At 48.3% G+C, this 26,589-nt stretch carries 28 protein-coding genes; 24 read left to right on the top strand and 4 right to left on the bottom strand.

All coding sequences use genetic code 11. From position 1 onward, the window contains the following. From ABDZ76_RS12105 to ABDZ76_RS12030, 16 genes are all read left to right on the top strand, one after another. Positions 1-783 (top strand): ABC transporter ATP-binding protein, encoded by a 783-nt coding sequence (locus tag ABDZ76_RS12105; protein ID WP_343805841.1) that lies wholly within the window; start codon positions 1-3, stop codon positions 781-783. A 1-nt stretch (position 784) separates the two neighbouring features. Then, on the top strand, positions 785-1,486 hold the full coding sequence (locus ABDZ76_RS12100) for an ABC transporter ATP-binding protein (protein ID WP_343805839.1): 702 nt from the start codon (positions 785-787) through the stop codon (positions 1,484-1,486). A 1-nt stretch (position 1,487) separates the two neighbouring features. After that, positions 1,488-2,375: a branched-chain amino acid ABC transporter permease gene (locus ABDZ76_RS12095; protein ID WP_343805837.1), complete on the top strand. Its 888-nt coding sequence runs from the start codon at positions 1,488-1,490 to the stop codon at positions 2,373-2,375. A gap of 10 nt (positions 2,376-2,385) precedes the next feature. Continuing rightward, complete coding sequence (locus ABDZ76_RS12090; RefSeq protein ID WP_343805945.1) at positions 2,386-3,375, top strand: branched-chain amino acid ABC transporter permease; 990 nt, start codon at positions 2,386-2,388, stop codon at positions 3,373-3,375. 75 nt (positions 3,376-3,450) lie between these two features. Beyond that, complete coding sequence (locus tag ABDZ76_RS12085; protein ID WP_343805835.1) at positions 3,451-5,046, top strand: GMC family oxidoreductase; 1,596 nt, start codon at positions 3,451-3,453, stop codon at positions 5,044-5,046. Between the two features lie 11 nt (positions 5,047-5,057). After that, complete coding sequence (mmsB, locus tag ABDZ76_RS12080; RefSeq protein ID WP_343805832.1) at positions 5,058-5,945, top strand: 3-hydroxyisobutyrate dehydrogenase; 888 nt, start codon at positions 5,058-5,060, stop codon at positions 5,943-5,945. Then, a complete protein-coding gene (locus ABDZ76_RS12075; protein WP_343805830.1) occupies positions 5,938-7,917 on the top strand; it encodes an acetoacetate--CoA ligase in 1,980 nt (659 codons plus the stop codon). The genes mmsB and ABDZ76_RS12075 overlap by 8 nt, the downstream gene beginning before the upstream one ends. Before the next feature lie 5 nt (positions 7,918-7,922). After that, positions 7,923-8,714: a 3-hydroxybutyrate dehydrogenase gene (locus ABDZ76_RS12070; protein ID WP_343805828.1), complete on the top strand. Its 792-nt coding sequence runs from the start codon at positions 7,923-7,925 to the stop codon at positions 8,712-8,714. 337 nt (positions 8,715-9,051) lie between these two features. Further along, a complete protein-coding gene (locus ABDZ76_RS12065; RefSeq protein WP_343805826.1) occupies positions 9,052-10,260 on the top strand; it encodes an ABC transporter substrate-binding protein in 1,209 nt (402 codons plus the stop codon). 90 nt (positions 10,261-10,350) lie between these two features. Next, entirely contained in the window at positions 10,351-11,205 is an 855-nt protein-coding gene (locus ABDZ76_RS12060; RefSeq protein ID WP_343060972.1) for a branched-chain amino acid ABC transporter permease, read from the top strand. Positions 11,206-11,208: 3 nt separating this feature from the next. Beyond that, complete coding sequence (locus ABDZ76_RS12055; protein WP_343805820.1) at positions 11,209-12,186, top strand: branched-chain amino acid ABC transporter permease; 978 nt, start codon at positions 11,209-11,211, stop codon at positions 12,184-12,186. A gap of 1 nt (position 12,187) precedes the next feature. Next, complete coding sequence (locus ABDZ76_RS12050) at positions 12,188-12,982, top strand: ABC transporter ATP-binding protein (protein WP_343805818.1); 795 nt, start codon at positions 12,188-12,190, stop codon at positions 12,980-12,982. Then, complete coding sequence (locus tag ABDZ76_RS12045; protein WP_343805816.1) at positions 12,979-13,686, top strand: ABC transporter ATP-binding protein; 708 nt, start codon at positions 12,979-12,981, stop codon at positions 13,684-13,686. Before ABDZ76_RS12050 ends, ABDZ76_RS12045 begins: the two co-directional genes overlap by 4 nt. 33 nt (positions 13,687-13,719) lie before the next feature. After that, positions 13,720-14,976 carry a Zn-dependent hydrolase gene (locus tag ABDZ76_RS12040; RefSeq protein WP_343805814.1) on the top strand — a complete coding sequence of 419 codons (1,257 nt, stop codon included), beginning with the start codon at positions 13,720-13,722 and terminating at the stop codon, positions 14,974-14,976. 9 nt (positions 14,977-14,985) lie between these two features. After that, a complete protein-coding gene (locus ABDZ76_RS12035; protein ID WP_343805812.1) occupies positions 14,986-16,470 on the top strand; it encodes a M81 family metallopeptidase in 1,485 nt (494 codons plus the stop codon). Positions 16,471-16,481: 11 nt separating this feature from the next. After that, entirely contained in the window at positions 16,482-17,261 is a 780-nt protein-coding gene (locus ABDZ76_RS12030) for a FadR/GntR family transcriptional regulator (RefSeq protein ID WP_343805810.1), read from the top strand. 48 nt (positions 17,262-17,309) lie between these two features. Here the strand turns inward: ABDZ76_RS12030 and ABDZ76_RS12025 are convergent, their stop codons facing one another. Beyond that, entirely contained in the window at positions 17,310-18,767 is a 1,458-nt protein-coding gene (locus ABDZ76_RS12025; RefSeq protein WP_343805808.1) for a metal-dependent hydrolase family protein, read from the bottom strand. 225 nt (positions 18,768-18,992) lie between these two features. On the opposite strand from ABDZ76_RS12025, the gene msrP reads away from it, so the two are divergent. Both msrP and msrQ read left to right on the top strand, forming a co-directional pair. Next, entirely contained in the window at positions 18,993-19,940 is a 948-nt protein-coding gene (msrP, locus tag ABDZ76_RS12020; protein WP_343805807.1) for a protein-methionine-sulfoxide reductase catalytic subunit MsrP, read from the top strand. Continuing rightward, entirely contained in the window at positions 19,940-20,560 is a 621-nt protein-coding gene (msrQ, locus tag ABDZ76_RS12015; RefSeq protein WP_343805806.1) for a protein-methionine-sulfoxide reductase heme-binding subunit MsrQ, read from the top strand. Before msrP ends, msrQ begins: the two co-directional genes overlap by 1 nt. 1 nt (position 20,561) lies before the next feature. Here the strand turns inward: msrQ and irrA are convergent, their stop codons facing one another. Together irrA and ABDZ76_RS12005 are read right to left on the bottom strand one after the other, a co-directional pair. Then, positions 20,562-21,029 (bottom strand): iron response transcriptional regulator IrrA, encoded by a 468-nt coding sequence (irrA, locus tag ABDZ76_RS12010; RefSeq protein ID WP_343805805.1) that lies wholly within the window; start codon positions 21,027-21,029, stop codon positions 20,562-20,564. Positions 21,030-21,163: 134 nt separating this feature from the next. Then, complete coding sequence (locus ABDZ76_RS12005) at positions 21,164-21,718, bottom strand: GNAT family N-acetyltransferase (RefSeq protein ID WP_343805804.1); 555 nt, start codon at positions 21,716-21,718, stop codon at positions 21,164-21,166. A gap of 141 nt (positions 21,719-21,859) precedes the next feature. On the opposite strand from ABDZ76_RS12005, the gene ABDZ76_RS12000 reads away from it, so the two are divergent. The 6 genes from ABDZ76_RS12000 (at position 21,860) to ABDZ76_RS11975 (ending at position 25,576) form a co-directional block, all read left to right on the top strand. Beyond that, complete coding sequence (locus ABDZ76_RS12000) at positions 21,860-22,546, top strand: TetR/AcrR family transcriptional regulator C-terminal domain-containing protein (protein WP_343805803.1); 687 nt, start codon at positions 21,860-21,862, stop codon at positions 22,544-22,546. Between the two features lie 93 nt (positions 22,547-22,639). Next, positions 22,640-22,954 carry an ArsR/SmtB family transcription factor gene (locus tag ABDZ76_RS11995; protein ID WP_343805801.1) on the top strand — a complete coding sequence of 105 codons (315 nt, stop codon included), beginning with the start codon at positions 22,640-22,642 and terminating at the stop codon, positions 22,952-22,954. Continuing rightward, positions 22,951-23,307 carry an SRPBCC family protein gene (locus ABDZ76_RS11990; protein ID WP_343805799.1) on the top strand — a complete coding sequence of 119 codons (357 nt, stop codon included), beginning with the start codon at positions 22,951-22,953 and terminating at the stop codon, positions 23,305-23,307. The genes ABDZ76_RS11995 and ABDZ76_RS11990 overlap by 4 nt, the downstream gene beginning before the upstream one ends. A gap of 44 nt (positions 23,308-23,351) precedes the next feature. Continuing rightward, positions 23,352-23,954 carry an ATP-dependent Clp protease proteolytic subunit gene (locus ABDZ76_RS11985; protein ID WP_343805796.1) on the top strand — a complete coding sequence of 201 codons (603 nt, stop codon included), beginning with the start codon at positions 23,352-23,354 and terminating at the stop codon, positions 23,952-23,954. 407 nt (positions 23,955-24,361) lie between these two features. Next, positions 24,362-24,628 carry a YjhX family toxin gene (locus ABDZ76_RS11980; RefSeq protein ID WP_343805794.1) on the top strand — a complete coding sequence of 89 codons (267 nt, stop codon included), beginning with the start codon at positions 24,362-24,364 and terminating at the stop codon, positions 24,626-24,628. Between the two features lie 105 nt (positions 24,629-24,733). Beyond that, positions 24,734-25,576, top strand: coding sequence for an alpha/beta fold hydrolase (locus ABDZ76_RS11975; RefSeq protein ID WP_343805792.1), 843 nt, complete (start codon positions 24,734-24,736; stop codon positions 25,574-25,576). 54 nt (positions 25,577-25,630) lie between these two features. Here the strand turns inward: ABDZ76_RS11975 and ABDZ76_RS11970 are convergent, their stop codons facing one another. Next, positions 25,631-26,512 carry a dihydrodipicolinate synthase family protein gene (locus tag ABDZ76_RS11970; RefSeq protein ID WP_343805790.1) on the bottom strand — a complete coding sequence of 294 codons (882 nt, stop codon included), beginning with the start codon at positions 26,510-26,512 and terminating at the stop codon, positions 25,631-25,633. Positions 26,513-26,589: the final 77 nt, after the last annotated feature.

Below are 26,589 nucleotides of genomic sequence, written 5' to 3'. Positions count from 1 at the left end.
ATGATGAATGCAGCTTTGGATAAACATGAGAGCCCCCGTATTGTACTTTCAGCCAAAGGTTTGAGCAAAACCTTTGGTGATTTTGCGGCGGTCAAGAATGTTGATCTTAATGTGGAACATGCCCGCGTGCATGCATTGATCGGACCAAATGGTGCCGGAAAAACCACGGTTTTCAATCTGCTGACGAAGTTTCTTCAGCCCAGCAGCGGAACCATTGTGTTTGATGGCACAGATATTACCAATGCGCGACCTGACAAGGTCGCGCGTATGGGGCTTGTCCGTTCATTCCAGATTTCAGCCGTTTTTCCACATTTGACATTGCTGGAAAATGTACGCGTTGCTTTGCAGCGTCCTAACAAATTGGCAACGCAATTTTGGCGGCCCTTATCATCGCTTAACAGCCTCAACCAACGCGCAGAAGAGCTTTTGGCTTTGGTTGGTTTGACCAATGAAACCAATACATTGGCGGCAGATCTATCTTATGGACGCAAACGCGTTCTGGAAATTGCCACGACCCTGGCACTTGATCCCAAAGTGCTGCTGCTGGACGAGCCGATGGCTGGTATGGGCGGCGAGGATGTGGAGCATGTTGCAAGCCTCATCCGCGAAGTGGCAAAAACGCGCGCGGTTTTGATGGTGGAGCATAATCTGAAAGTTGTGGCTGATATCGGGCATAATATTACCGTGTTACAGCGCGGCGAAATTTTGGCTGAGGGCAATTACGCTGAAGTGTCAGCAGACCCGCGTGTGCGCACAGCCTATATGGGGACGGAGGAAGACTAAGATGGCGGCACTCCTCGAAGTTTCCGGATTGCAAGCATGGTATGGCGAAAGTCAGGCGCTTTACGGCGTTGATCTCCATGTCAATGAAGGCGAAATGATTACAATTCTCGGTCGTAACGGCGTGGGTAAAACCACCACATTGCGCACCATTATGGGCATTATCCGCAAGCGTAAGGGCACGATTAAACTGGGTGGCAAGGATTTAATGTCTGTGCCGCTGCATCGCACCGCCCGTTACGGTATGGGATTTGTGCCGGAAGAACGCGGAATTTTTGCAACGCTGACGGTTGAAGAAAACTTAAAACTTCCCCCTGTTGTTGCCAGTGGCGGCATGAGCCTCGACGAAATTTATGAGCTTTTTCCGAATCTTTTGGAGCGTCGTAATAGTCCCGGCACTAAATTGTCGGGTGGCGAGCAACAGATGCTGGCGATGGCACGCATTTTGCGCACCGGCGTTAAAGTTTTGCTGCTGGATGAGCCGACAGAAGGGCTCGCACCGGTGATTGTACAGCGCATCGGTGAAGTGCTTTTGAAACTCAAAGAGCGCGGTATGACCGTGGTGCTGGTGGAGCAGAATTTCCGTTTTGCCCGCAAAATCGCCGACCGCTTTTATTTGATGGATCACGGCCAGATGGTCAGTGATTTTCCGGTTCATGAGTTGTCTGATCGTATGGACGAACTCAATAAAGTGCTGGGGGTTTGATATGACAATGATCTTCGGCATACCTGTTCAGGCTTTATTCGGCCAGTTGCTGGTCGGGCTGATCAATGGTTCTTTTTATGCGCTTTTGTCGCTTGGGCTTGCGGTTATTTTCGGCCTGCTGCGGGTGATCAATTTTGCGCATGGCGCGCAATATATGCTCGGCGCATTTGTGGCCTATTTAGGCTTGCAATATTTCGGCATGAATTTCTGGGTGGCGCTGTTTGTAACACCTCTTATCGTTGGTCTGTTTGGCGCATTTGTTGAGCGTTTCATGCTCTCGCGCCTTTATGATCTCGACCATCTTTATGGCTTGCTGTTTACGTTTGGCTTAGCGCTAGCGGTGGAAGGCACTTTCCGCTGGCTTTATGGCGCGGCAGGTCAGCCTTATTCTGTGCCACCGCAACTCGCAGGAGGCACAAATTTAGGCTTTATGTTCCTGCCCAATTACCGTGCTTTTGTGGTGGTGGCATCGCTTGTCGTTTGTGTCGCCACATGGGCATTGATCGAGAAAACGCGCCTTGGCTCTTATTTGCGTGCTGCCACAGAAAACCCGACCCTTGTGCAGGTTTTCGGCATTAACGTGCCGGTATTGCTGACACTGACCTATGCACTGGGTGCCGGTCTTGCAGGCTTTACCGGTGTGCTGGCCGCGCCGATTTATCAAGTATCGCCATTGATGGGCACCAATCTGATTATCGTGGTGTTTGCGGTCGTTGTTGTCGGCGGTATGGGCTCCATCATGGGCGCCATTGTCACCGGTTTTATGCTGGGTGTCGCAGAAGGTTTGACGAAGGTTTTCTATCCCGAAGCATCCAATATTGTGATCTTCGTGATTATGGCGATCGTTCTTCTTATCCGCCCTGCGGGACTGTTCGGAAAGGATGCCTGATATGTCGAATATTCTTGATGCAACATCCGTGCAGCAACATGCAAAACAGGCATCTTTCAGTCCGGTAAAAACCGCATTGATCCTCATTGGCCTAGGACTTTTTCTTATTGCGCCAATGTTTGTCTATCCGATCTTTTTGATGAAGCTTTTGACCTTCGCAATGTTTGCCTGCGCATTTAATTTGCTGCTTGGTTACACAGGGCTTCTATCTTTTGGTCACGCGGCCTTCTTCGGGGGCGCTGCTTATTTCACTGGTTATGCGGTGAAAGAATGGGGCATTACACCCGAACTCGGCCTTATTGTCGGTATGGCGGGAGCGGCAGTGCTCGGACTGGTGATCGGCTTTTTCGCCATTCGTCGTCAGGGTATTTACTTTGCGATGATCACGCTGGCTTTGTCGCAGATGTTTTACTTCTTCTGTTTGCAGGCACCCTTCACCCGTGGTGAAGATGGCTTGCAGGGTGTGCCGCGCGGTTTTCTGTTCGGTTTGCTTGATCTCAATGTTCAGCTCAACATGTATTACACCGTTCTGGCGATCTTCATTCTGGCTGTTTTCGTGATCTGGCGCTTTATCAATTCTCCGTTTGGTATGATTTTGAAATCCATCCGCGAGAATGAACAGCGCGCTATTTCACTCGGCTATAATGTGCAGATGTATAAGCTTGGTGCGTTTGTGATGTCGGCTACACTGGCAGGTCTTGCAGGCGGGCTGAAAGCACTGGTGTTCCAGTTTGCAACGCTTACTGATGTGACATGGCAAATGTCGGGTGAAGTGATCCTGATGACCTTACTCGGTGGCATCGGCACCATGACAGGGCCGATCTTCGGGGCAGGGCTTGTGGTGACATTGCAGAACTATCTGGCGACATCTGACATACCGGTAACGATTATCACCGGCGTGGTGTTTATGGCCTGTGTGCTGGTGTTCCGTCGTGGTTTGGTGGGCGAGTTCTACGCATCAAGGCTTGGCCGTATGCTTGGCTTCGAACACCGCAAGTAAGTTTTAAATTGCTGAAATGAAATATCTCCGCCCGCGTCTTGGCTGACGCGGGACAGGGGAGGTGTGGAGAAAATTATGGGCGAATATGACTATATCGTCATCGGAGCGGGTAGCGCGGGTTGCGTTCTTGCCAACCGCCTGTCCGAAAGACCGGAAAATCGCGTTTTGCTATTGGAAGCCGGTGGCAATGATAATTATCACTGGGTGCATATTCCGGTCGGTTATCTTTATTGCATCAATAATCCGCGCACGGATTGGTGCTTTAAAACGGTCGCTGAACCAAACCTGAATGGTCGCTCTCTGCTCTATCCGCGCGGTAAAGTTTTGGGAGGCTGTTCGTCCATCAACGGCATGATCTATATGCGCGGGCAGGCAATGGATTATGACATCTGGCGCCAGCTTGGCTGCGAAGGCTGGGCATGGGACGATGTACTGCCTTATTTTATGAAATCGGAAGATCATTATCGCGGTAAAAGCAGCCACCACGGTTCTGGAGGCGAATGGCGCGTTGAGAAAGCGCGTGTGCGCTGGGATGTGCTGGATGCCTTCCAGAAAGCAGCAGGTGAAATTGGTATTCCGGCAACGGATGATTTCAACCGTGGCGACAATGAGGGCGCTGGCTATTTTGACGTTAATCAGCGTTCCGGCTGGCGCTGGAACACGGCAAAAGCCTTTTTGCGCCCTGCCAAAAACCGCAAGAACCTGACCATTTTAACCAAAGCACAGGTCAAGCGTCTGGTGCTGCAAGAGGGTGCAGTAACCGGCGTTGAGTTTCATCACAATGGCAGCTTGAAAACCGAAATGGCTCGCAAGGAAGTGATCCTTTCAGCCGGCGCGATTGGTTCACCGCAAATTCTCGAACTTTCCGGCATTGGTAATGGCGTTGTCCTGCAAAAAGCTGGCGTTGAAACCAAAGTCGAAGTTAAAAATGTCGGCGAAAATCTGCAAGACCATTTGCAATTGCGCATGGTTTATAAAGTGTCCGGTGTGCAGACGCTCAATGAAAAAGCCTCTTCGCTGATTGGCAAAGCCAAGATCGGTTTGGAATATGCTTTGAAGCGCTCGGGGCCGATGTCAATGGCACCTAGTCAGCTTGGTGTTTTCACTAAATCATCGCCTGAGAAACAAACCGCTGATCTGGAATATCATGTGCAGCCGGTGTCACTCGATAAATTCGGTGACCCCGTTCACGCCTTTCCGGCCATTACAGCAAGTGTTTGTAATTTGCGCCCTGAAAGCCGTGGTTCGGTGCATATCAGCAGCCCTGATTATCAAGTGCAGCCAGATATTCGCCCTAATTATCTCTCTACCGACGAAGACCGGAAGGTCGCGGTCAGCGCCATTAAACTGACGCGCGAAATCGTGAAACAACCGTCTTTTGCAAAGTTCAAACCAGAAGAATATTTGCCCGGAACTACGGCGCAAACGGATGAGGAACTGGTCAAGGCGGCTGGTGATATCGGCACGACGATTTTCCATCCGGTCGGCACATTGCGCATGGGCAATGATGAGGAAAGCGTTGTGGATGCGCGTTTGCGTTTCCGCAAGCTCAAAGGCTTGCGTGTGGTGGATGCCTCCGTCATGCCGCGCATTACCTCTGGAAATACCAACTCTCCGACCATCATGATTGCGGAAAAAGCCGCTGACATGATCCTCGCTGATAACCGTTAAAGGAATTCAGAATGTCTAAAATTGCTTTTATTGGCCTAGGTAATATGGGATTGCCAATGGCGCTCAATCTGACCAAAGCAAATCATGATGTGGTTGGTTTTGATCTTGCTGATGCAAGCTGCAAGGAAGCTGAAAAGCTCGGCATTAAAATTGCGAGCTCGGCAGAAGTGGCTGTCAAAACGGCTGATGTCATCATCACTATGCTGCCAAAAGGTGAGCATGTTTTATCGGTTTATCAGTCGATTAAATCATCCTTGCCCGCCAATGCTTTGCTGATTGACTGTTCAACCATTGATGTGGCAAGCGCCAAAAAGGCACATTCTTTGGCCGCAGAAGATAATCATCATTCTGTCGATGCACCGGTATCAGGCGGTACAGGTGGTGCGCAAAAAGGCACTTTGACTTTCATGTGCGGCGGCACTGAAAAAGCTTTTGCGCTGGCAGAGCCGGTTCTAAAGGCAATGGGCAAAAAGATTGTTCATTGCGGTGAAAATGGCGCGGGGCAGGCCGCAAAAATCTGCAACAATATGATCCTTGGTATTTCGATGATTGCGGTGTCGGAAGCTTTCGCTCTGGGCGAAAAACTGGGGCTGTCGCATCAGGCCCTGTTTGATGTCGCATCGACCTCATCCGGCCAGTGCTGGGCACTGACCACAAATTGTCCGGTTCCGGGCCCGGTGCCAACATCTCCGGCCAATAATGACTATAATCCGGGTTTTGCTGCGGGTTTGATGCTGAAAGATCTGCTTCTTGCGCAGGCTGCGGCAAAACAAGTGGATGCAACGACACCTCTTGGTGCAAGTGCGGCTGAACTTTACGAGCGCTTTACAAATGACGGCAATGGCGAAAAAGATTTTTCAAGCATCATTAAAATGCTGAGAGGTCATGCCGATGAGTGAAGCCGGAGACAACCGGATCGTTTGGCAACCTTCAAGACATCGTCTTGAAGGTTCGGTGCTGTTTAAATTTGCACTCAAGACGCAAGATCAGCATGGCTACAAGCCGGATGATTATCAGGGATTGCTCGATTGGTCTGTGTCTGCGCCGGAAGCATTTTATAGTGCGCTCTGGGATGAGTTAGATATTATCGGTGAAAAAGGCGAGCGTGCTGTTGCTCCATCCGATAATATCAGGGATGTTCGTTTTTTCCCTGATAGTCGTTTAAATTATGCTGAAAACCTCTTGCGTGAACCAGACGACCGGTTGGCTATCATCGCGCATCGCGATGACGGAACAAGGCGCGCAATTACCCGCAAAGAACTTTATGATAAAGTTTCAAGTCTGGCGCAGGCTTTGCAGGCAATGGGTGTTTGCAAAGGTGATCGTGTCGGGGCTATTGTCACCCATGATATTGAAGCCATCATCGGCTATCTGGCGACCAGCAGTTTGGGCGCGATCTGGTCGTCTTGTTCACCGGATTTTGGTCCTGCCAGTGCCTCTGATCGCTTGAGCCAAATTGCACCAAAAGTGCTGATTGCAGTTGCTACTTATCAATATGCCGGTAAAAAACAAGACGTCTTACCGACCATTCGAGAAGTTTGTAAGAATGCCAAGCCTGAACAGCTCATTTTAATAGGTGAGCAAGACCTTGAGGCTGTAGATGGCGTTGCTACCCATCAATTTGATGCTCTGTTGCAGCAATATTCTCCGCGTAAAATTGATTTTGTGCCAATGCCGTTTAATGCGCCTTTGGCAATTCTTTATTCTTCCGGAACAACCGGCGTGCCGAAATGTATCACGCATTCTGCCGGTGGATTGCTGTTGCAGCATCTCAAAGAGCTGAAACTACAAAGTGATATTCAGGCCAATGAACGCTTTTTCTATTTCACCACTTGCGGTTGGATGATGTGGAACTGGCAGGTGTCAGCTTTGGCTTTGGGCGCAACCCTTGTCACCTATGATGGCAATCCTGCTTATCCGGCACAGTCACGGCTCATTGATCTGATCGATGCGGAGCAGATTGCAACATTTGGCACGTCGGCCAAATTTATTGATGCATGCAATAATGCAGGTCTATGCCCCCTTGAAAGCCATGATCTATCCTCCTTGAGAACCATTTTATCAACGGGCTCAGCGCTTATTCCGTCTGCTTTTGATTATATTTATCAAAAGTGGAAAAGCGATGTGCATCTTGCCTCTATCTCTGGCGGTACTGATATTTGCGCTTGCTTTTTAGGTGGCAATCCGTTGCAAGCTGTCTGGCGCGGAGAGTTGCAAGGTGCAATGCTGGGCATGGATTTGGATGTGCTGGATGATGAAGGGCAGCCTTTACCGCGTCCTGAAGTACCAAGTGAAAACGGGCAATCCGGTGAACTTATATGCCGTAATGCACATTTATCCATGCCGGTGAAATTCTGGGGTGATGAAGACGGCTCCCGTTATCATGCCGCTTATTTTGAGCGTTTTCCCGATCTCTGGGCGCATGGCGACTTTGCTGAAAAGCGATTTTCCGGTGGTTATATTATTCATGGTCGCTCCGACACAACCTTAAATCCGGGTGGTGTAAGGATCGGCACATCTGAAATTTATCGTCAGGTGGAAACGATTGATGCCGTTGAAGAAGCGGTGACAGTTGGTCAGGATATTCACGGTGATCAGCGCATTGTGTTGTTTGTGAAACTTAAAGCCAACGAGGCTTTAACTGATGAACTGCGTCAGACCATTCGTGGTCGCATCCGCTCAGGTGCGAGCCCCCGTCATGTGCCAGCCAAGATTATTGCGATTGCTGCCATACCGCGTACGCGCTCGGGAAAAATTTCTGAAATTGCCGTGCGTGATACGATCCACGGGCGTGCGGTCAAAAATCTGGATGCGTTGATGAACCCTGAAGCGCTTGCACTTTATCAAAATATTGCTGAACTGAAAGACTGAACTCTATGGCAGATCATCAAGAACCCAAAATTGCTCTTATTACCGGCTCGACCAGCGGTATCGGCTTAGCCATTGCCCAGCGATATTGTGAGGCGGGTTTTCAAGTGGCAATGCATGGGATGGAGAACGCAGATCAGGCAGCCCCAGCGCTTGCAATCGCTGGGAAAGGCGCAAAACACGCGCCGGTCTATTTTCAGGCAGATTTGAGCGACAATGCACAAAGTGCCAGCCTTGCACCCGCTGTTATTCAACAGTTTGGCCGCATTGATATTCTGGTCAATAATGCGGGCATTCAAAAAGTGCAGCCGATTGACCAGTTTGAATATGCTGATTTCAACCGGATCGTACAGATCTCGCTGGATAGCAGCTATCATACTATTCATGCAGCCTTGCCTTTGATGAAAAAAGCAGGTTGGGGACGCATCATCAATATTGCTTCTGCACATGGTTTGCGCGCCTCTGTCAATAAAGCGCCTTATGTGGCAACCAAACATGCTGTGGTTGGTTTGACCAAAGGCGTGGCGCTGGAAAGTGCAGAACACGGCATCACCTGTAATGCGATTTGTCCCGGTTTTGTGCTGACGCCATTGGTTGAAAAACAAGTGCGTGATCAGGCTCAAGCGCATGGCATGAGTGAGAATGAAGCCATCAAAAATGTGATTTTGGCAGGCCAGCCAACCAAAAAATTTGTCGGCCTTGATGAAATTGCGGAAATGGCTTTTTATCTGTGTGGGGATTGGGCACGTTCCATCACCGGAACCACGATTTCCATTGATGGTGGCTGGACAGCTAAATAAACTAGCATCTCAAAAATATAGTCGATTAATTGCGGCGCGATATATTAAAAAAGTCACTAATTTAGATGTGGCTTATATTTATAGTGTCGCGCCATATGTATTTTAGCAGGATTTGAAATATAGAAGAATCTCATGCTTTGTCCGGCAATGCACACAAAAATGTTATCAATTTTAATTGATGTTCAATGGGCTGATTGTTATTATAAATACAACATATTCAATGGTTTATATTGAATGTTCTCTACCTGATTTTTACCCGTAGACAGTCCATATAATCTATGCGTATAGTTATAACGATCTCTACTAAAAGAGATGTTATAAAAGGGAACAATTAGGTATGATATCAAGACGTCAATTCTTGACCTATTCTGCTTTGGCTGGAACCACACTGGCAATGCCAGGTCTCATTCGCAGCGCATGGGCAGCAACGGATACATTAAATATCGGTATTCCTGTGCCTATTTCCGGTGCATTTGCGGCCAACGGAAAATATGCCTCGATGGGTGCTATCATCGCAGCAGAAGAGGCGGAAAAGAAGCACGGTATCAAAGTTAAAACCTTCGACATGGACACAGAAGGCAAGCCAGCCACTGCTGTCCGTAAAATGCAGGATGCCATTGAGCAAAATGGTATCAAGCTCTTTGCTGGCGGTATTTTGTCTTCTGAATCGCTCGCCATGGGCAAAGAAGCAACCAAAGCAAAAGCAACCTTCTTTACCACAGCCGGTGCGGATGAACTGACTGGTGTGGATTGTAATGCCGGTACTTATCGCTGGAGCGTGCCGACATTTGGTGCGATCGAACAGACCGTTCGCCCGATCATCGAACAGATGCCGGACGTTAAGCGTTGGTACACTATCACGCCGCAATATGTGTTTGGTGACGGCCTTCTCAATGCGGCTAAAAATGTCTTTAAAGAAAAAGGCGCCGAGCATGTTGGTAACAGCTATCATTCGCTGACCGAAAAAGAATTCAGTGGTTATCTGACCAATGCGATTGCGGCAAAGCCGGATGCATTGCTGATCCTGAACTTTGGTGCACAGTCTTCTGACACATTGCGTCAGGCGATCAGCTTTGGCCTTAAAGAACGCATGAAAATTGTGGTTGCATGGGCGTCCGGCCTTGAGCAATTTGAAGGCCTTGGCCCTGATTTAAGTGAAGATGTGTATTTCGGTGCGCAATATTGGCACGGTGTGGATGCGCCAACGAATAATGAATTGGCAGTGCTGACCCAGGCTAAATATGGCGAAAGCCCGAACTATTCGCTGGCAGGCTCATATCTGATGACCAAGCTGCTGATTGATGCAGCCGTACAGGCTGGCAGCAGCGATGGCGAAGCTGTCGCCAAAGTGTTGAACGACATGAAATATGCCGGTCTTACCGGTGAAGAGGTTATCCGCGGCGGCGACCATCAGGTTATCAAAGATTATTATCTCCTGAAGGGTAAGGCCAAGTCGGCGATGAAAGACAAAGTCGATTATGCTGATGTTGTATCAGCTGGTAAGTCATTCCTCGATCCGGAAGCTGCCGGTTGTAAAATGGGCTAAAGCCGCCAAGGCTTAAAGTTACCCGATACAACTCACTCGTGCGGGCATTTTATTGCCCGCGCCTGACTTCTTACTCTCAGGAGAACTCTGGTGATTTATTTATTCCAGATGCTGAACGGCATCGGGCTGGGGATGCTTTATTTCCTGCTCGCCGTCGGACTTAGCGTTATTTTCGGACTATTGCAGTTTGTAAACTTTGCCCACGGCGCTTTTTATCTGTTGGGTGCCTATCTGGCTTATGATCTGGTTGAACGCGGTTTCAGCTTCTGGGTAGCAATGCCCGTTGCAACAGTGATTGTGGCAGCACTGGCAGCGGTGACGGAAGCATTATTGCTGCGTCGTATTTATAAACTCCCGCATACATTCCATATTTTGGTGACTGTGGGTATGGCGCTCGCCATTCAGGAATTTGTCATCATCATTTGGGGCCCGCTGGGTGGCAGTGTTTCTGCGCCTGCTGCTTTGAGCGGTGTCTTCATCTGGGGCGATTTCATCTATCCGCAATATCGCATTTTTGTCATTGTCTTTACGGCTATTCTCGCAGCCCTGTTGTGGTGGTTGCTTGAGGGTACACGCCTTGGCGCAATTGTGCGTGCGGGTTCGGAATCCTCCGACAATATGGCATTGCTTGGCTATAATACGCTGCGTATTAACACAGCTATTTTTGCTCTTGGTGCAGGTCTTGCCGGTCTTGCTGGTGCGCTTGTGGCACCTATCCGCGGTGTTGAACCTTTCATGGGTATTGATGCACTCGGCATTGCCTTCGTGGTGGTGGTTATCGGCGGTATGGGCAGTTATACGGGCGCCTTGGTTGCCGGTATTCTGGTTGGCGTGCTGCAAAGTATGATGGCAACGATCTGGCCCGAAGGTGCGCGTCTGATCATTTATGTCGGTATGGCACTGGTTATTATTTCAATGCCGCGCGGCCTGTTCGGGAGAGCATAAATCATGAAAACCCTGAACAATCCCTACTTTCAGTTTTTGCTGGCCGTTGCTGCTGTTCTGATTATGCCGGTCTTTATGAAATCCGGTATTCTGGCAACTGAAATCCTGATTTTTGCGCTTGCTGTCACAGCATGTAACCTGCTGCTTGGCTATACCGGACTTCTGTCCTTCGGACAGGGCATTTTCTTCGGTTCCGGCAGCTATATTGCGGGCATCATGCTTACCCGCACCGGTCTGCCTGTCGGCGTGATGCTGCCGGTGGCAATTGTGAGCGGTGCAGCCCTTGCCACACTGGTCGGCTGGTTTGCCATCCGCAGGCAAGGTGTTTACTTTGTCATGCTGACGCTTGCCTTCTCGCAGCTGTTCTTCTTCCTTGCTTATACATTCAGCGATATTACCGGTGGTGATAACGGCCTGCTGGATGTGCCGCGTCCAAGCTTTGGCGGAACAATTCTGTCATCGACATGGTCATATTACACCTATGTCGCGGTTATCTTCCTCGTGGTTTTTGCGCTTCTATTGCGCGCAATCCAGTCCACGTTTGGCCGCACACTGATTGCTATTCGGGAAAACGAAGAACGTGCCATTGCGGTTGGTTTCCCGATCAAGGCGTTCAAAGTGACAGCTTTTGCCATCTCCGGTGCAGTTACTGCATTGGCAGGTGCATTACATGCGATGTTGATTGGGGTTGCACCGCTGACAAGCATTGAGCACCACACCAGTGAAATGATCCTGATCATGACCATCATTGGCGGCAGCACCAGCTTGATTGCTTCTGTGCTGGGTGCGGCGAGCTATCTGCTTTTAGCCGACTGGCTCTCGGTCATCTGGCCGCGTTGGTTGTTGCTGTTAGGCTTGGCGCTGATTGTTGTTTCGCTTTTTGCTCAAAAAGGTCTCTGGGGTCTTTTGGAAAAATTGGTGGCGGCGCTCACCTCAAAACAAGAAGACGCAAAAACCCAAGATACAGCGGAGGAGAAGTGACATGAGTGCAATGCATCAACCAAACTCCGCCGGATCAGTGGCGCTTGAAACCAAAGGTATTGGCATCACTTACGGCAAATTCGTAGCGCTTGCAGATGTTGATCTGTCGATCAAAGCCAATAGTGTGCATTCAATTATCGGGCCGAATGGTGCTGGTAAGACCACTTTGTTTCATGCGCTCACCGGACGCGTGAAGGCATCGTCAGGTTCGATCCATCTTTATGGAAAAGACATCACCCCAGCTTCGGCAGAAGAACGTGTGCAGCTTGGCGTTGCCCGTTCTTTTCAGGTGACCAGTCTTTTCCCGACGCTGGATGTCTATGAAAATTTGCGCCTTGCAGCGCAAGGAAAAACACCTTGGGCTGCACTGGCACCATGGCGCAGTGCCGACAGCAATGTGGAAACACGCGAAACCGCAGAATATGTGATGGAGCGTTTGAACCTTACTCATGTGCGTTCGCGCGCAGCGGGTGAACTCTCCCATGGCCAGCAAAGACGTTTGGAAGTTGGCATGGCCATGGCTTCCAAACCGCTTGTTATCCTGATGGACGAACCGACATCCGGTATGGGGATTGATGACATTGAGGATATGAAGCGCCTGATTAAAGATTTGGGTCGCGATCATACCGTTCTGTTTATCGAGCATAATATGGGCATTGTGATGAATATCAGCGACACCGTCACGGTGATGCGTGCGGGACGTAAACTGGTTGAAGGCGCGCCTGCATTTGTGCGCGAAGATCCGGAAGTACAACGTGCTTATCTTGGCAATATGATCACGGGAGATATCGCATGAGTGCTTTTCTTCAAGTGGATAATATTCACAGTTACTATGGCAAAAGTCACATCATTCAAGGCGTTTCGCTGGAAGTGAATGAGGGTGAAATTGTCACACTGCTTGGCCGCAATGGTGCAGGTAAAAGCTCAACGCTGAAATCCATCAGTGGTTTGCTGACACCGGCCAAAGGCAAAATCACGCTCGGCGGAAAAAATATGGCAGGTTTGCCTGCCTATAAGGTTTCGCAGCAGGGGCTGGCATTGGTACCGGAAGATCGTGGTATTTTTAGCATGCTCAGCGTTGAAGAAAATCTTCAAATTGCCCAGCGTAAAAATTCCCCTTGGTCGATGGCTGATATTTATCAGATTTTCCCGCGCCTTGAAGAGCGCCGGAAAAATGGTGGCAGCCAATTGTCGGGTGGTGAGCAGCAAATGCTCTCAATCGCGCGTGCTTTGCTCAATAATCCAAAACTATTGATGCTGGATGAGCCTGTTGAAGGACTGGCACCGGTTATTGTTGAGGAAATTGTCAGCCAAATTCAGAAAATCCGTGCAGCCGGCGTGCCTATTTTGCTGGTTGAGCAAAATCTGGCCGTTTGTACCGCATTGGCAGACCGCCATTATATTCTGGAACTGGGGCGCATTGTTTATCACGGAACCGCACAAGAATTTATCGCTGATACAGATGCACGAGACCGCTATTTGGGTGTGAAAGCCAATTAACATGCCGTGTTTGCCGGAGGAGGCACACTTTCTATGTCTAATATGATTGTCGATGAAAACCGCTTATGGAACAGCCTGATGGAAACCGCCAAACTGGGCGGCTTGCCTAATGGTGGTGTGGCACGTTTAACGCTGACCGAGCATGATAAAAATGTGCGCGATTGGCTGACAACCCAATGTGAAAAATTGGGCATGAGCGTTAAAGTTGACGATGTTGGCAATATGTTTGCGCTGCGCGAAGGGCGTAATAATAATCTTGCTCCCATTGCCATGGGCAGCCATCTTGATACCCAGCCGACCGGTGGTAAATTCGACGGTATTTTGGGGGTATTGGGTGGTCTGGAAGTGTTGCGCACTTTGGATCAGAGCGGTTATGTTACCGAAGCGCCGCTGATGCTCGTCAATTGGACAAATGAAGAAGGCTCCAGATTTTCACCGGCCATGCTTGGTTCCGGCGTTTATGCCGGTGTCTACAGCCGTGATTATGCTGATAATCGTGAAGACGTTGAAGGTGTGAAATTTGGCACGGCTTTAGATGATATTGGCTATCGCGGTGAAGCAAGCAAACAAGAAACAAGCTTTGGCGCTATGTTTGAGCTCCATATCGAACAGGGGCCAATTCTTGAGGCACAAGAAAAACTGATAGGTGTGGTTCAGGGCGTGCAGGGTATGCGTTGGTATGAAGGCCGCCTGTTTGGTACTGCCGCTCATACCGGTTCCACTCCGATGAGCATGCGCCGCAATGCATTGCTCGGTGTTGCGCGCTTGATTTCTTATATTGATGAGCTGGCACATAAACATGCACCGCATGCAGTGGGCACCATCGGCTTTATGGAAATCACTCCGAATTCTACCAATGTTATTCCGGGCGAGGTGCATTTCACCGTTGATATCCGCCATCCGGATGATGCTGTGCTGGATGAAATGGAAGCCCGTATTTTTGAAATGTTTGAAGCCCAGAAAGAACAGGTCGGCCTGACCGGTTCGCTGGAATGTATTTCAAAAACCGATGCTGTTGTTTTTGATGCTGATTGCATTGAGGCAGTGCGTCAGGCTGCTGACAAGCATGGCTATAGCAACATGGATCTCATTTCCGGTGCCGGACATGATGCCGCCCATACCGCAACGATTGTGCCGACAACTATGATCTTTGTTCCGAGTGAAGGCGGGTTGAGCCATAATGAAGCCGAAGCCACCAGCTCTTCTGAATGTAGCGCCGGTGTGCAGGTGCTGCTTGATGCTGTACTTCATTATGACCGTAAGGTTGCAGAACAGCAAAATGCAGGTTGAGGATAGATAATGCGCATTCTGATTGCTCGTCTAAACCACGAGACCAATAGTTTTTCACCTGTTATTACTGATTTAAAAGCGTTCGATCCGCATTTTGATGAAGCTGCCGTCAAATTTGCCAATGGTTCCAATACGGCCTTAGGCGCTTTTTATGATTATGCTGTTCGCAAGAATGCAGAGATTATTGTGCCATTGGCGGCCACAGCCAATCCAAGCGGGCCGGTGGAAGACGAGGCGTTTGAGCGCCTCGCAACTGCCATCACCGATGGGGTTGCCAAAGGCTGCGATCTCATTTTGCTTGATCTGCACGGTGCAATGGTCACGCGCTCTTTTGATGACGGCGAGGGCGAATTGCTGCGCCGTGTGCGGGCTATTGCACCATCAACTCCGCTTGGTGTTGCACTTGATCTGCATGGCAATATTACCCAGGATATTTTGGACAATTGCGATTGCATTGTTGGTTTTAAAACCTACCCGCATATTGATATGTATGCGACCGGCGAGCATGTCACACGCATTATCGATAAAATGCTCAATGATGGTTTACTGCCAAAACAGGCTTTCAACCATCCGCCAATGCTGGCTGCAACATTGCGTATGAATACCAATGAAGATTGCGCGATGACGGATGTTATCAATCTGGCCAAAGAGATTGAAAAACGTGACGGTGTGCATGCTGTTTCTGTGTTTGGCGGTTTTCCGATTGCTGATTTGAAAGAAACCGGTCTTTCCATTGTCGTGGTGGCTGACAGCGATGCTCTGGCTGAAAGTGTTGCTGCGGAAGTAGCGCAAGTTGCATGGCGGCGTCGCGACGAGTTTTTATATACAGAAACCCCGCTTGAAACCTCTGTCAGTCAAGCAAGGCTTGAGCGTCTGAAACATAGCTCAGGCTATGTCTTGATGCTGGATCACGGCGACAACTGCATGTCGGGTGGCACGTGCGATAATATGGATGTGTTGCAGGCCGCCATTCAGGCAGGGCTTAAAAATATTGTAGCGGGGCCATTCAGTGATCCTGCTGTGGTGGATGAACTGTTTAAAGCAGGTGTCGGTGCAAAGGCCACCATCACGCTTGGTAATAAAATTGCCGCCGATGATTTTATTGCGCCACAGCCACCGCTTCAACTCACCGGCACAGTCACCGCTCTCAGCGATGGTGATTATGTTGTCTCTGGCCCAATCTATACAGGGCAATTATGCCATATGGGACGTGCTGTTGCTTTTAAAACAGATGAGGCCACTATTCTCATTACAGAATTGCCGCATGAGCCATGGGATCTGGGCGTCTTTAACTGCGCCAATATTGACCCTTTGCAAGGTGATTACCTGATATTAAAGTCCCGCATGTATTGCCGTCCGGTATTCGAACCTCAGGCTCTGGCTGTTGTTGAATGTGCGAGCGGTGGTGTAACAAGTTCCAATTACCAATTGTTTTCGTTCAAGAAATTAGCAAGGCCGATTTATCCGTTAGATAATGAGGGCGTCTGGCAGTGACAGGATAAAATATGGATCAGGTGTCAGGCAAAATTGATAAGGCAGTTAAGTTCAAGCGAATTAAACTTTCTGATCAGATTGCGGAAGATTTACGACGCACAATCGCGCGTGAAAAAATGGTTCCCGGCGATCGCTTGCCCCATGAAAAAGCGTTGATGGAGCATTATGGTTGCGCCAAAGGCACAATCAGAGAGGCGCTGAAAGCACTTGAAGTTGAAGGATTGATTGCGATGCAATCCGGCCCCAATGGGGGGCCGGAAATTCAACCGGCATCGCTTGAAATCGCTATTCAGCAATTACGCCAATATATGCATTTTCAGACGCTGACGTTTCAAAATGTTTATGAAGTGCGTAAATCCATTGAGGTTGCGCTGGCGCTCAGTGTGGTCGGCAAGCTGACAGATGAAGATTATCGTAAGCTGGAAGAGAATATCAGCATTTGCGTTGAGGCCAATCGCGATGGCAATCGTGCTATCGGGCGTACAGCTGAAACGGAGTTTCATGATATTCTATGTGATGCTTCCGACAATCCGCTGCTGATTTTCATCTGCCGTTTTCTCAATAGCCTGCTGCGTGATCTGGTCAGCTTCCGCTCGCCAAGCCTGACCGAGCATGAGCAATTTGGCGATCATAATGTGGAAAGCCATATTGCCTTGGTTGAAGCTTTCAAGCGTCAGGACAGAGATGCTGTGGTGCACATTATGAAAGAGCATATGTGCTGCGCAGAAGATTTTATGTGCCGGCTTGATGCCGCTTTCAATAGTGATCTGCTTAGTCGCAGTTCCGGATAAAACAAAAAAAGCCGCGTCTTACGCGGCTTTTTTAATGTCTTGAACAAATTAGGCATTCAGCTCGTTTTTATGGATACGGCCGTCTTTCATAATCAGTTTGAAGTTCTTATCCGGATCAGCAATGAGATTGATATCTTCCAACGGATTGCCGTCAACAAGCAGCATATCGGCTGCGGCACCGGCTTCAATCACGCCTACGGCTAAAGCATAAGGATTGCGCGGGCCGGACATGGCCAGCAGTTGCGCATTGGTATGGGTTGCCATTTTCAACACATCGGCATTGTCAAACCAACGGGCAATTTTTGCCAGTTGTTTGCCCTGCGTTGGTGTGCCTTTCGGGTTGAAGAGAATGTCGGTGCCCCATGCCATTTTGACATTGTATTTCTGCCCCAGATCAAAAGCACGCATTGTGCCTTCGGCCACCATTTTTTGCTGGTCGCGCTGAAGCTGGGTCGGGTAAACATTGGAATCTTCATCGGCCAAAAACGGCTGCAAGCTCCACCATGCACCGGCATCGGCAATTTGTTTGACTGTTTCTTCATCGGCTAGCTGGCCGTGTTCAATGGATTTTACACCACATTTAAGCGCACGCTGGATGCCCGCTGATGTATAAACATGGGAGCAAACATAAGTGCCCCAATCCGAGGCCGCAGCAACGGCTGCACGAATTTCGGCTTCTGTGAACTGGATTGAATCAAACGGATCATAGGTCGAGGCAACGCCGCCGCCGACCAAAATTTTAATCTGGCTGGCGCCAAGCATTAATTGTTCACGCACACGACGCAGAACTTCTGCCTCACCATCCGCAATAGCTGCAATACCTGCGGATTCCGCAAGGCTTATATCATTGCTGCTATGACGCGGAATATCGGTGCGCATACGGAAATCGCCATGACCGGATGTTTGCGAAATCATCGCACCGGACGGATAAATCCGCGGGCCCGCGATCCGCCCTTCATCAATGGCGCGTTTGAGCGCGAAAGAAGGGCCGCCCACATCGCGGATAGTGGTGAAACCACGCATCAATGTTCGTTGCGCTTCTTCTGCCGCAACCAGATGGATATATGCGACATCTGAAGTCATCGCGACCATTTGAGGGATCGCTGCCAGAATGCTGTGCCAATGGGCATCAATCATGCCCGGCATGAGAACGCGATTGCCGCAATCAATGATTTGCGCATTTTCTACCGCCTCATCCGCACCGATAATATTTTCGATGCGATTTTTGACGATAAGAACGCTTTTACCTTCAATAAGTTTAGCATCCTGACCGTTAAAGATGCGGACATTTTTAAGCACCAGTGGGCGCTCAGTGTTTTCAGCAGCCAAAGTGCTGCCACTGCCAACGCCGACAGCTGCCATCGTGGCCATGATGCCGCGCAGAACAGAGCGTCTTGAAACGGATTGACTCACACGATCGGTCAGTTCCGTAATGACGTTACTGTGGCACAAACAACCAAATCCATGTGAATAGTTCTGATAACGCGCACCTAATCCAACGATCATAGGAAATCCCTGTCTTTTGAAGATTTTACTAATTATTCAAGCTGTAGCATAAGATTAATGAGTGGAATATTAAATTTCAGAATATTCTTTATATGCCTATACTGTGCCTGCCGCTGACAAGCGTTATGAGTGCAGTAGCACATCTGCTTATGTTGACAGACCTAATTTGCACAAATTTCTGTGTCATGTGATGCTATCAATTATCAACTGTACCGGACATGGCAAATGGCTGTTTATCACCCACCTAAAATTCCGTCGTCTGAAATCACACCACAGTCTGTTTATATGCAGCGCCGTGCTTTTTTAAAGCTTGCGGCACTCGGGATCACATCGCTTGCGACAACAAAATATGCCGGTGCAGCAGCGCTTAATACTTCAAGCAGCGCATATATGCTGGATGAGAAACTGACACCGCAGAAAGATATCACGACTTATAATAATTTTTATGAATTTGGTTTGAACAAAGATGATCCGTCTAAATTGTCTGGCAATTTTAAGCCAAGCCCGTGGACAGTGACAATTGATGGCATGGTCAGCAAGCCAGCCACATTTGACCTTGATAAACTGATCAAAGAACTAACCATTGAAAGCCGTGTTTACCGCATGCGCTGTGTCGAGGCATGGTCGATGGTTATTCCTTGGGATGGTTTTCCGCTGGCGGCTTTATTGAAAAAAGTTGAACCTTTGGGCAGTGCGAAATATGTCCGCTTTGAAACTATTGTCCGGCCGGATGAAATGCCAGGTCAATCGGGCTTTTTTCAATCGCTTGACTGGCCCTATGTTGAAGGTTTGCGGCTTGATGAAGCCATGAACCCGCTGACATTACTGGCTGTTGGTCTTTATGGTGAGACATTGCTTAATCAAAATGGCGCGCCGCTTCGTCTTGTTGTGCCATGGAAATATGGCTTTAAAGGCATCAAATCGATCACCCGCATTACGCTCACCGATCAGGAGCCGAAAAATACCTGGCAAATTGCCAATCCGCAGGAATATGGCTTTTATGCCAATGTTAACCCGGCAGTTGATCATCCGCGCTGGAGCCAGGCGACAGAACGCCGGATTGGGGAGGGCGGTTTCTTCGGTGCTAATCGCAGGCCAACTTTGCCCTTTAATGGCTATGGCGATGAAGTCGCCGCCCTTTATACGGGTATGGATTTGAAAGCGCATTTCTAATGCAGCGCGTTTCGTTGTCTGTTCCCAGACGTTGGCAACGCTTGGTTAATGCCGCTGTTTATATCACCGGCTTTATACCGGCGATTTGGTATTTCTATCTGGGCGCAACTAATCAGTTAGGCGCTGATCCGGTTAAAAGTTTTGAGCAGGCGCTAGGCCTTTGGGCGCTGCGGTTTCTTATACTGACGCTGGCAATTTCACCGCTGCGTGATATTTTAGGTTGGAATTTTATCCGCTATCGCCGTGCGCTTGGTCTGCTAAGTTTTTATTATGCCCTGATGCATCTGGTGGCCTATCTGCTGCTTGATCTGGCAATGGATTTTTCAACCCTTTGGGATGATGTCGTCAAGCGCCCCTTTATCATGTTTGGTATGGTGGCACTCGGGCTGCTGCTGCCGCTTGCTTTGACATCCAATAATTTTTCCATCCGTAAAATGGGTGGAAAATGGATATGGTTGCACCGGCTTATTTATGGTGTGACCGTGCTAGTTTTGCTGCACTTTTCATTGTCTGCGAAAGTGCTAAGCCTTGATCATTATTTTTATATCACACTCATTATCCTGATGCTTTTATATCGTGTTCACCGTGCTTTAAAAAGGAAACTGTGCAAGCTTAAATGAGTTAGCTCTTAGGCTTGAGATGAATAACCACATCCACTTTGGCTATCTCATAACCTTCCGGCGCTTCCGGCAGGCGATTGATAATTGTATCACCGGCAGGAGCATCAACTATGCGGTCTTCGTCCTGTACGTAAAAATGATGATGATCGCCGGTATCAGTGTCAAAATAAACCCGCTCGCTGCCTGTGCAGATGCGACGCAATAAACCTGCTTCACTAAAATGATGCAGCGTATTGTATATGGTCGCCAGCGATAAATGCTCACCTGTCGTTTGAATTTCCTGAAACAGATCATCGGCTGTAATGTGACGATGCGATGCGCCAAAAAGTAACTTGCCAATATTCAAACGCTGTTTTGTTGGCCGCAAGCCCACTTTTCTGAGGCGGGCAGAAATTTCCTGCAAACGTGCATTGTCAGGATTATCCGGTGATAATAAGCGTTTGCGGGTTTCCTCAGGTATGAACAGCATGTGATGATCCGGTATTTTGCAAAAGGTGGCGGTCAGCTTTGATCAGTGAAATTCAAAGCTGCCGATAGAATAAGCGAAAATAAAGCCGGGTCAAGTTATTTGCAATTGATTTGCAACTGCATTTGTTGAGTTGATTATAATTGAAGAGTAAATTTAAGGATCAGCTCAGTTTTACCGGAAGGCGCAGTTTCTGCCTCAGGCAAACCGGTTTGCGCAAAACCGGCCTTATGTAAAACATGTACGGATGCCGGATTGTCGGTAACAGTTCTGGCACGTAACTGGTACAGTCTTAAAGCGCGCGCATAGTCAGCTGCCAGCATCAATGTTTTATAAGCAATATTTTGCCCTCTGAAATCAGACGCAACCCAATAGCCAATTTCGGCGTCCTGTTCGGTGAAATCAAACAAGACCAGACTACCGGCAAAGCGGTCACTTGCAGTGTCAGCAATTGTTAAAACTGCTAAATCTCCACTGCGCAAACCATCCGCGATTGAGCCATAAATCATTTCGCTCACAATTTCAGGCGTGTAATGTTCAAGCGGCAAATGGCCAAATTGTTTAACCGCTGCATCCATAGTGCCAGCGGCATAGGCAGCCGCGTCTGCTTGTTTCATCGCACGTAAACTAAGCTGCGCATTGCTGACAGGTAGGTGTTTTAGCAAGCTGGTTTTGAGAGCCGGTGGTGTCATATCAAGCATTTACCTTTTCAATTTCCGCTTTGACATTCAATAATCAAACATCATTTGCTTGACTCGAACATCGTTCGATAAATATGTAGAGCGACATGAAAAAAGTCAAGTGGTAGTATTGAGTGGCAAGGTAGACTGGTTATGGCGGAAAAATCAGATACGACGAAAATCGGTCAGTCTGTTTGGCTAAAGAAAGTTAAACCTGCGCGAAAAGTGCCTGCTTTATCAAAAGAGAGTATTTTGAATGCTGCGTTAGAAATCCTTGATCAGCAAGGATTGGCAGGGCTCACTATGCGCAAGCTTGCCCAGCATTTAAACGCGGGTGCGGCTTCCCTTTACTGGTATGTCGAAACCCGTGATGATGTGCTGGAACTAGCACTGGATACCGTCTTGAGCAAAATTATCTATCCGCCTGAAGGTGATGACTGGCAGGTTACGCTGATTGCTTATATGCATGAGTGGCGGCGTGTTTTACTGCGCCATCATTGGGCGCCGGCATTGATCGGTTTTCGTCCCTTTATTGGCCCCAATGCTTTGGAGCGTTCTGAATATTTACGACGAATTTTGATGCATTCCGGCCTTGAGGCAACAGATGTCATTCAAGCTGGCTATACATTGTCCAATTTTATGATTGGCTCGGTAGTCACGCAAATTGCATGGCAAAATGGCGGCGGGGATAATGCGCGTCCGCAGATCAAAGAATTCATGCAGGCGCAAACGGAAAAATATCCTTTGCTTGCTTCACAAATGGCCTATGATTCAGGCGATTGGGATGCAAGCTATATCAAAGGTTTAAACTGGATCATTCGTTCGTTGAGCGAGGTTTAAGACCATCATCTTTTGATCAAACATTTGTACTAATTTCTTTTAACATAAAATATTTGCTTGCGAATCGCATAAGTGTTGACTTATGTATCATGCATGACAGAGAACGATATTTTTAAAGCACTTGCAGATCCAACACGGCGAGCAGTTTTTGAAAAACTGGCGGCAGGCCATATGAATGCCAGCTCTTTGCGTGAAGGTATGGGCATTAGCCAGCCGGCAATGTCGCAACATCTGGCGGTTTTACGCGGTGCCGGATTGATCCGTGAGGAAAAAGCCGGACGTTATGTCAATTATGAGGTTAATCCTGATGGATTAGCACTCATTGCACAATGGCTTAATCAATATCGTGCTTATTGGCCTAAGCGGATTGATGACTTGAAGCTCTTGCTGAAGGATATGGATCAATGAATGATCAATTGCCGGAAGAAAAGCCTGAAGCACTTGTTTTTAAATATGAGCTGGATGCAAGCCCGCAAAAACTATGGCGCGCATTGACCATTCCGGAATTTCGCGCCCGATGGTTGCCGGATCTGGCGGAGAGCGAGCCTGAAGAAGGGGCAACTATTCCCGAAAAGCAGATATCTTACAAAATGCGTGAGAAAGTACCGCCTTTTCTGGAAACACAGGTAATATTTCGCATTGCTGACAATGATGACGGCACAGCAATGCTGACGATCATTCATCAGTTGACAGATGCACGTATCCGGCAACAGCGAGATGCAGCTAACAGCAATCATGTGCTGATGATGATTGCTGCCTAAGCGCCTTTATCCCCCTATCAAATATTGAAGAACGGAGATCGCCGATGCGCGACACGATGCAACTCGTCCCTATGGTTATTGAACAATCGGAAAAAGGGGAGCGTTCTTTTGATATTTATTCCCGTTTGCTGCGTGAGCGCATCATTTTTTTAAATGGTGAGGTCAATGACACGATGTCAGCGCTTATTTGTGCACAATTGCTGCTTTTAGAAGCTGAAAGCCAGAAAAAGCCGATCAATCTCTATATTAACTCGCCGGGTGGTTCGATGACCAGCGGACTGGCAATTTATGATACAATGCAGTTTATCCATGCGCCTGTGCATACGCTATGTATGGGAACGGCGCGCTCGATGGGGTCATTTTTATTAATGGCCGGTGAACCGGGGCATCGCTCTGCTTTGCCTAATGCCAGCCTGCATGTGCATCAGCCGTTAGGTGGCTTTCAGGGGCAGGCTTCGGATATTTTTATTCAATCTGAAGAGATGCGTAAAACCAAGCATAAAGTAATTGAATTTTACGCCAGACATTGTGGCCGCACCTATGAAGAGGTCGAGCGAAAATTGGATCGAGACTGTTTTATGGATGCTCAGGAAGCACTGGAATGGGGCTTAATTGACAGTATTTTACAGAAAAATGCGTCTGTTTAAGGCAAAAATACAAAAGTGCAGTGCTTTTTTGAAGGAAAAATTGACTTTTTGAAGCGCTGCACCTAGATAAGAAACATTAATTCATTAGGAGATGTATGCGCAGAAGATAAAAAATTGGATCGCGTCAAGCGGCTGATAAACGGGAAGTTACTTCACCGTGCTTTTGTGCTATGCTCTTATGATACTTTCAATCATCGCCTTGTTTTCCATTATTTGGTTCAGCTGAACCAGAATATTGATGGTCTGTTTCAGGCTGATGATCTTTTCGGCACATTTCGCCTCTTTGCACCGATCCCACATTTTAAAACATGCTGAAGCGCGGTTTTAAAAACCATAGGTCGTTTCAGCATATCCGCATTTTTTAATGGGCACCTGTAAGTTTTTCAAAAGACAGGTGCGTGGGTGATATGATGAATATATCAAAACTAGAGCGTAAAGTGCTTGAGATGCTGTCGCGTGGTGGCAGAATTATGCTGGAAAAAGATGAGCGTAATAAAGTGATCGATGCTGATTTTATCACGCGTGAGGGCTGGTTTATGGATGGTGTTGGTTTGGCACAATTCGTTAATTTACGAGCCAAAAGATTGATCCGCTCAACACAAGGCAGTGACTATTACATCTCACGTGACGGAATAGTCAGCCTGCAAGCATCAAGACAGCAGGTAAAAAAGTGAGCTTGATCTCGCTAATTCCGGTCTTTATTGTTAACAGCTGCCTGCGCTTTGGCTAAAAAGCGCAGGCAGCGTTTTTTAATATTTAGCATACATGGTCGTTTAAAAATGAATTACCTGAAACTGACAGATGGTCGTCAATTAGCTTGGCATGAATGGGGTGCAGCTGACGGGCGTGTTGTCGTTTTTTGTCCGGGCGCTGGCATGGCTGGCCGTTTTGCTTTTGGTGAAAAAGACGCTGAAGAGCTCAATTTAAGAATTATCTCTGTAGATCGCGCTGGCTTGGGTGGTTCAGATGCTGACCCGCAGAAAAATTTTGCAAGCTGGACAAATGATATCGAGCAGTTGCTTACTCATTTAAAGGCTGAGGCACCGCTTGCAATGGGCTTTTCGCAAGGTGCGGCTTTTGCCTATGCACTGGCTTCCGCCAATCTTGTTAAAGGGCTTGCCATTGTTTCAGGGCAGGATGAGTTGTCTTATCCGGCAACTATCAAGCAGTTGCCTGAACAGGTTGCGATGATGGTGGAACGAGCAGGTTCTGATGCGCTAGCACTCGAAGCGGAGATTGCGCAATTTGCAACGGCTGACTGGCTTTGGCAGATGATTGAAACCATGAGTGCCGAGCAAGATCGTGTCTATTATTCACGAGGCGATTTTGCGCCGCATTATCGTGCGGCTTTAAAGGCTGGATTTTTGCAAGGTGCGGCAGGTTATGCGCGCGATACTATTCTTGCCATGGCACCTTGGCCATTTCGCTTGGAAGATGTGCGCTGTCCGGTTCAGCTTTGGTATGGACTGAGTGATACAAGTCCGGTGCATTCGCCTGATTTTGGTAAAATACTCAATGCACGCCTTCCGTCAGCAAAGCTTAATCAGGTTGCTGATGCGGGGAGTGCTATTTTGTGGAGCCATTCGCGTGAAATACTGATGCAATTGGTTGCATCCAGCTAATTGCTGCAAAACTTGGTGAGAGTGCGCTTAAATCGCACTCTCTAAAAGTGATTTTTAATCTGCCATTGATTTACGCAATGCTTCGGCAATGGCTGCTCTTGCCGGTTCATCCAGCGGGGCTTGCGGCAAGACAGGGTTGCCAACATCATAGCCCTGAATTTGCAGCGCCGTTTTAATACAACCAGCCAAGCGATAACGGGCAAAAACATCATTGAACTGCCATAGCTGCTTTTGCAAAATTGCTGCTTTTTTCCAGTCTGCTGCCACGCAAGCCTGATAAAGCGCTACGCTTTTTTCCGGTAGAACACATGCTGGGCCGGCAAAAATACCTTTACCGCCCATCATCAAAACACTTACAGCAATATGAGATGAAGCCGCATAAACATCCAAACTATCGCCGCACTGTTCTATGATGGTCAGCAGGCGGCCAGTATTGCTGGAAGCATCTTTAAGGCCGATAATATTTGGGTGTTTTGCTAAGACCCGAATGATATCAACGGTCAGATCGGTACGCTGAAAATTGGGATTGGTATAAACAATAACCGGCAGACCAGCCTGATCGGCGATTGAAAGAAAATAGCTTTCAATCTCTGTTTTATGCAGCGGAAAATACGAGTCCAGCACACTGACAATGCCGCTGACACCTATTTTTTTATAGAGTTTTGCTTGCGCAATAGCACCTTCCGTTGAGGTGCTGGCAACGCCTGCAATAACCGGCACGCGCCCGTTTGCAGCCTCAACGACCACTTCAATCACCCGCTGTTTTTGCGCATCATTTAGATAGGCATATTCACCGGTGCTGCCCAGCGGGGTCAGGCCATGCACGCCTTTGGCAATGAGGTCGTCACAAAGTTTTGCCAGCACGGTTTCGTTGACCTGTGCATCTTCTTTTAAAGGGCTGACAAGGTAAGGCATGACGCCTTGAAATAAGGACATTGTCTTCACTCCGGCTATGTTGCGAGCCAAAAAACAGGCGTGATCTGAGATGAAAAACGCCGCTAAATTGCTGTGAA

It is taken from the genome of Paenochrobactrum glaciei (assembly GCF_039522165.1).
Lineage (GTDB): Bacteria > Pseudomonadota > Alphaproteobacteria > Rhizobiales > Rhizobiaceae > Paenochrobactrum > Paenochrobactrum glaciei.
This window is presented reverse-complemented; position numbering and strand designations above follow the sequence as displayed.

Bases quoted from the DNA above. Each gene is read 5' to 3' on its own strand.
- ABDZ76_RS12105 (WP_343805841.1), top strand. From the start codon at position 1: ATGATGAATGCAGCTTTGGATAAACATGAGAGCCCCCGTATTGTACTT.
- ABDZ76_RS12100 (WP_343805839.1), top strand. From the start codon at position 785: ATGGCGGCACTCCTCGAAGTTTCCGGATTGCAAGCATGGTATGGCGAA.
- ABDZ76_RS12095 (WP_343805837.1), top strand. From the start codon at position 1,488: ATGACAATGATCTTCGGCATACCTGTTCAGGCTTTATTCGGCCAGTTG.
- ABDZ76_RS12085 (WP_343805835.1), top strand. From the start codon at position 3,451: ATGGGCGAATATGACTATATCGTCATCGGAGCGGGTAGCGCGGGTTGC.
- mmsB (WP_343805832.1), top strand. From the start codon at position 5,058: ATGTCTAAAATTGCTTTTATTGGCCTAGGTAATATGGGATTGCCAATG.
- ABDZ76_RS12075 (WP_343805830.1), top strand. From the start codon at position 5,938: ATGAGTGAAGCCGGAGACAACCGGATCGTTTGGCAACCTTCAAGACAT.
- ABDZ76_RS12070 (WP_343805828.1), top strand. From the start codon at position 7,923: ATGGCAGATCATCAAGAACCCAAAATTGCTCTTATTACCGGCTCGACC.
- ABDZ76_RS12065 (WP_343805826.1), top strand. From the start codon at position 9,052: ATGATATCAAGACGTCAATTCTTGACCTATTCTGCTTTGGCTGGAACC.
- ABDZ76_RS12055 (WP_343805820.1), top strand. From the start codon at position 11,209: ATGAAAACCCTGAACAATCCCTACTTTCAGTTTTTGCTGGCCGTTGCT.
- ABDZ76_RS12050 (WP_343805818.1), top strand. From the start codon at position 12,188: ATGAGTGCAATGCATCAACCAAACTCCGCCGGATCAGTGGCGCTTGAA.
- ABDZ76_RS12045 (WP_343805816.1), top strand. From the start codon at position 12,979: ATGAGTGCTTTTCTTCAAGTGGATAATATTCACAGTTACTATGGCAAA.
- ABDZ76_RS12040 (WP_343805814.1), top strand. From the start codon at position 13,720: ATGTCTAATATGATTGTCGATGAAAACCGCTTATGGAACAGCCTGATG.
- ABDZ76_RS12035 (WP_343805812.1), top strand. From the start codon at position 14,986: ATGCGCATTCTGATTGCTCGTCTAAACCACGAGACCAATAGTTTTTCA.
- ABDZ76_RS12030 (WP_343805810.1), top strand. From the start codon at position 16,482: ATGGATCAGGTGTCAGGCAAAATTGATAAGGCAGTTAAGTTCAAGCGA.
- ABDZ76_RS12025 (WP_343805808.1), bottom strand. From the start codon at position 18,767: ATGATCGTTGGATTAGGTGCGCGTTATCAGAACTATTCACATGGATTT.
- msrP (WP_343805807.1), top strand. From the start codon at position 18,993: ATGGCTGTTTATCACCCACCTAAAATTCCGTCGTCTGAAATCACACCA.
- msrQ (WP_343805806.1), top strand. From the start codon at position 19,940: ATGCAGCGCGTTTCGTTGTCTGTTCCCAGACGTTGGCAACGCTTGGTT.
- irrA (WP_343805805.1), bottom strand. From the start codon at position 21,029: ATGCTGTTCATACCTGAGGAAACCCGCAAACGCTTATTATCACCGGAT.
- ABDZ76_RS12005 (WP_343805804.1), bottom strand. From the start codon at position 21,718: ATGACACCACCGGCTCTCAAAACCAGCTTGCTAAAACACCTACCTGTC.
- ABDZ76_RS12000 (WP_343805803.1), top strand. From the start codon at position 21,860: ATGGCGGAAAAATCAGATACGACGAAAATCGGTCAGTCTGTTTGGCTA.
- ABDZ76_RS11995 (WP_343805801.1), top strand. From the start codon at position 22,640: ATGACAGAGAACGATATTTTTAAAGCACTTGCAGATCCAACACGGCGA.
- ABDZ76_RS11990 (WP_343805799.1), top strand. From the start codon at position 22,951: ATGAATGATCAATTGCCGGAAGAAAAGCCTGAAGCACTTGTTTTTAAA.
- ABDZ76_RS11985 (WP_343805796.1), top strand. From the start codon at position 23,352: ATGCGCGACACGATGCAACTCGTCCCTATGGTTATTGAACAATCGGAA.
- ABDZ76_RS11980 (WP_343805794.1), top strand. From the start codon at position 24,362: ATGATGAATATATCAAAACTAGAGCGTAAAGTGCTTGAGATGCTGTCG.
- ABDZ76_RS11975 (WP_343805792.1), top strand. From the start codon at position 24,734: ATGAATTACCTGAAACTGACAGATGGTCGTCAATTAGCTTGGCATGAA.
- ABDZ76_RS11970 (WP_343805790.1), bottom strand. From the start codon at position 26,512: ATGTCCTTATTTCAAGGCGTCATGCCTTACCTTGTCAGCCCTTTAAAA.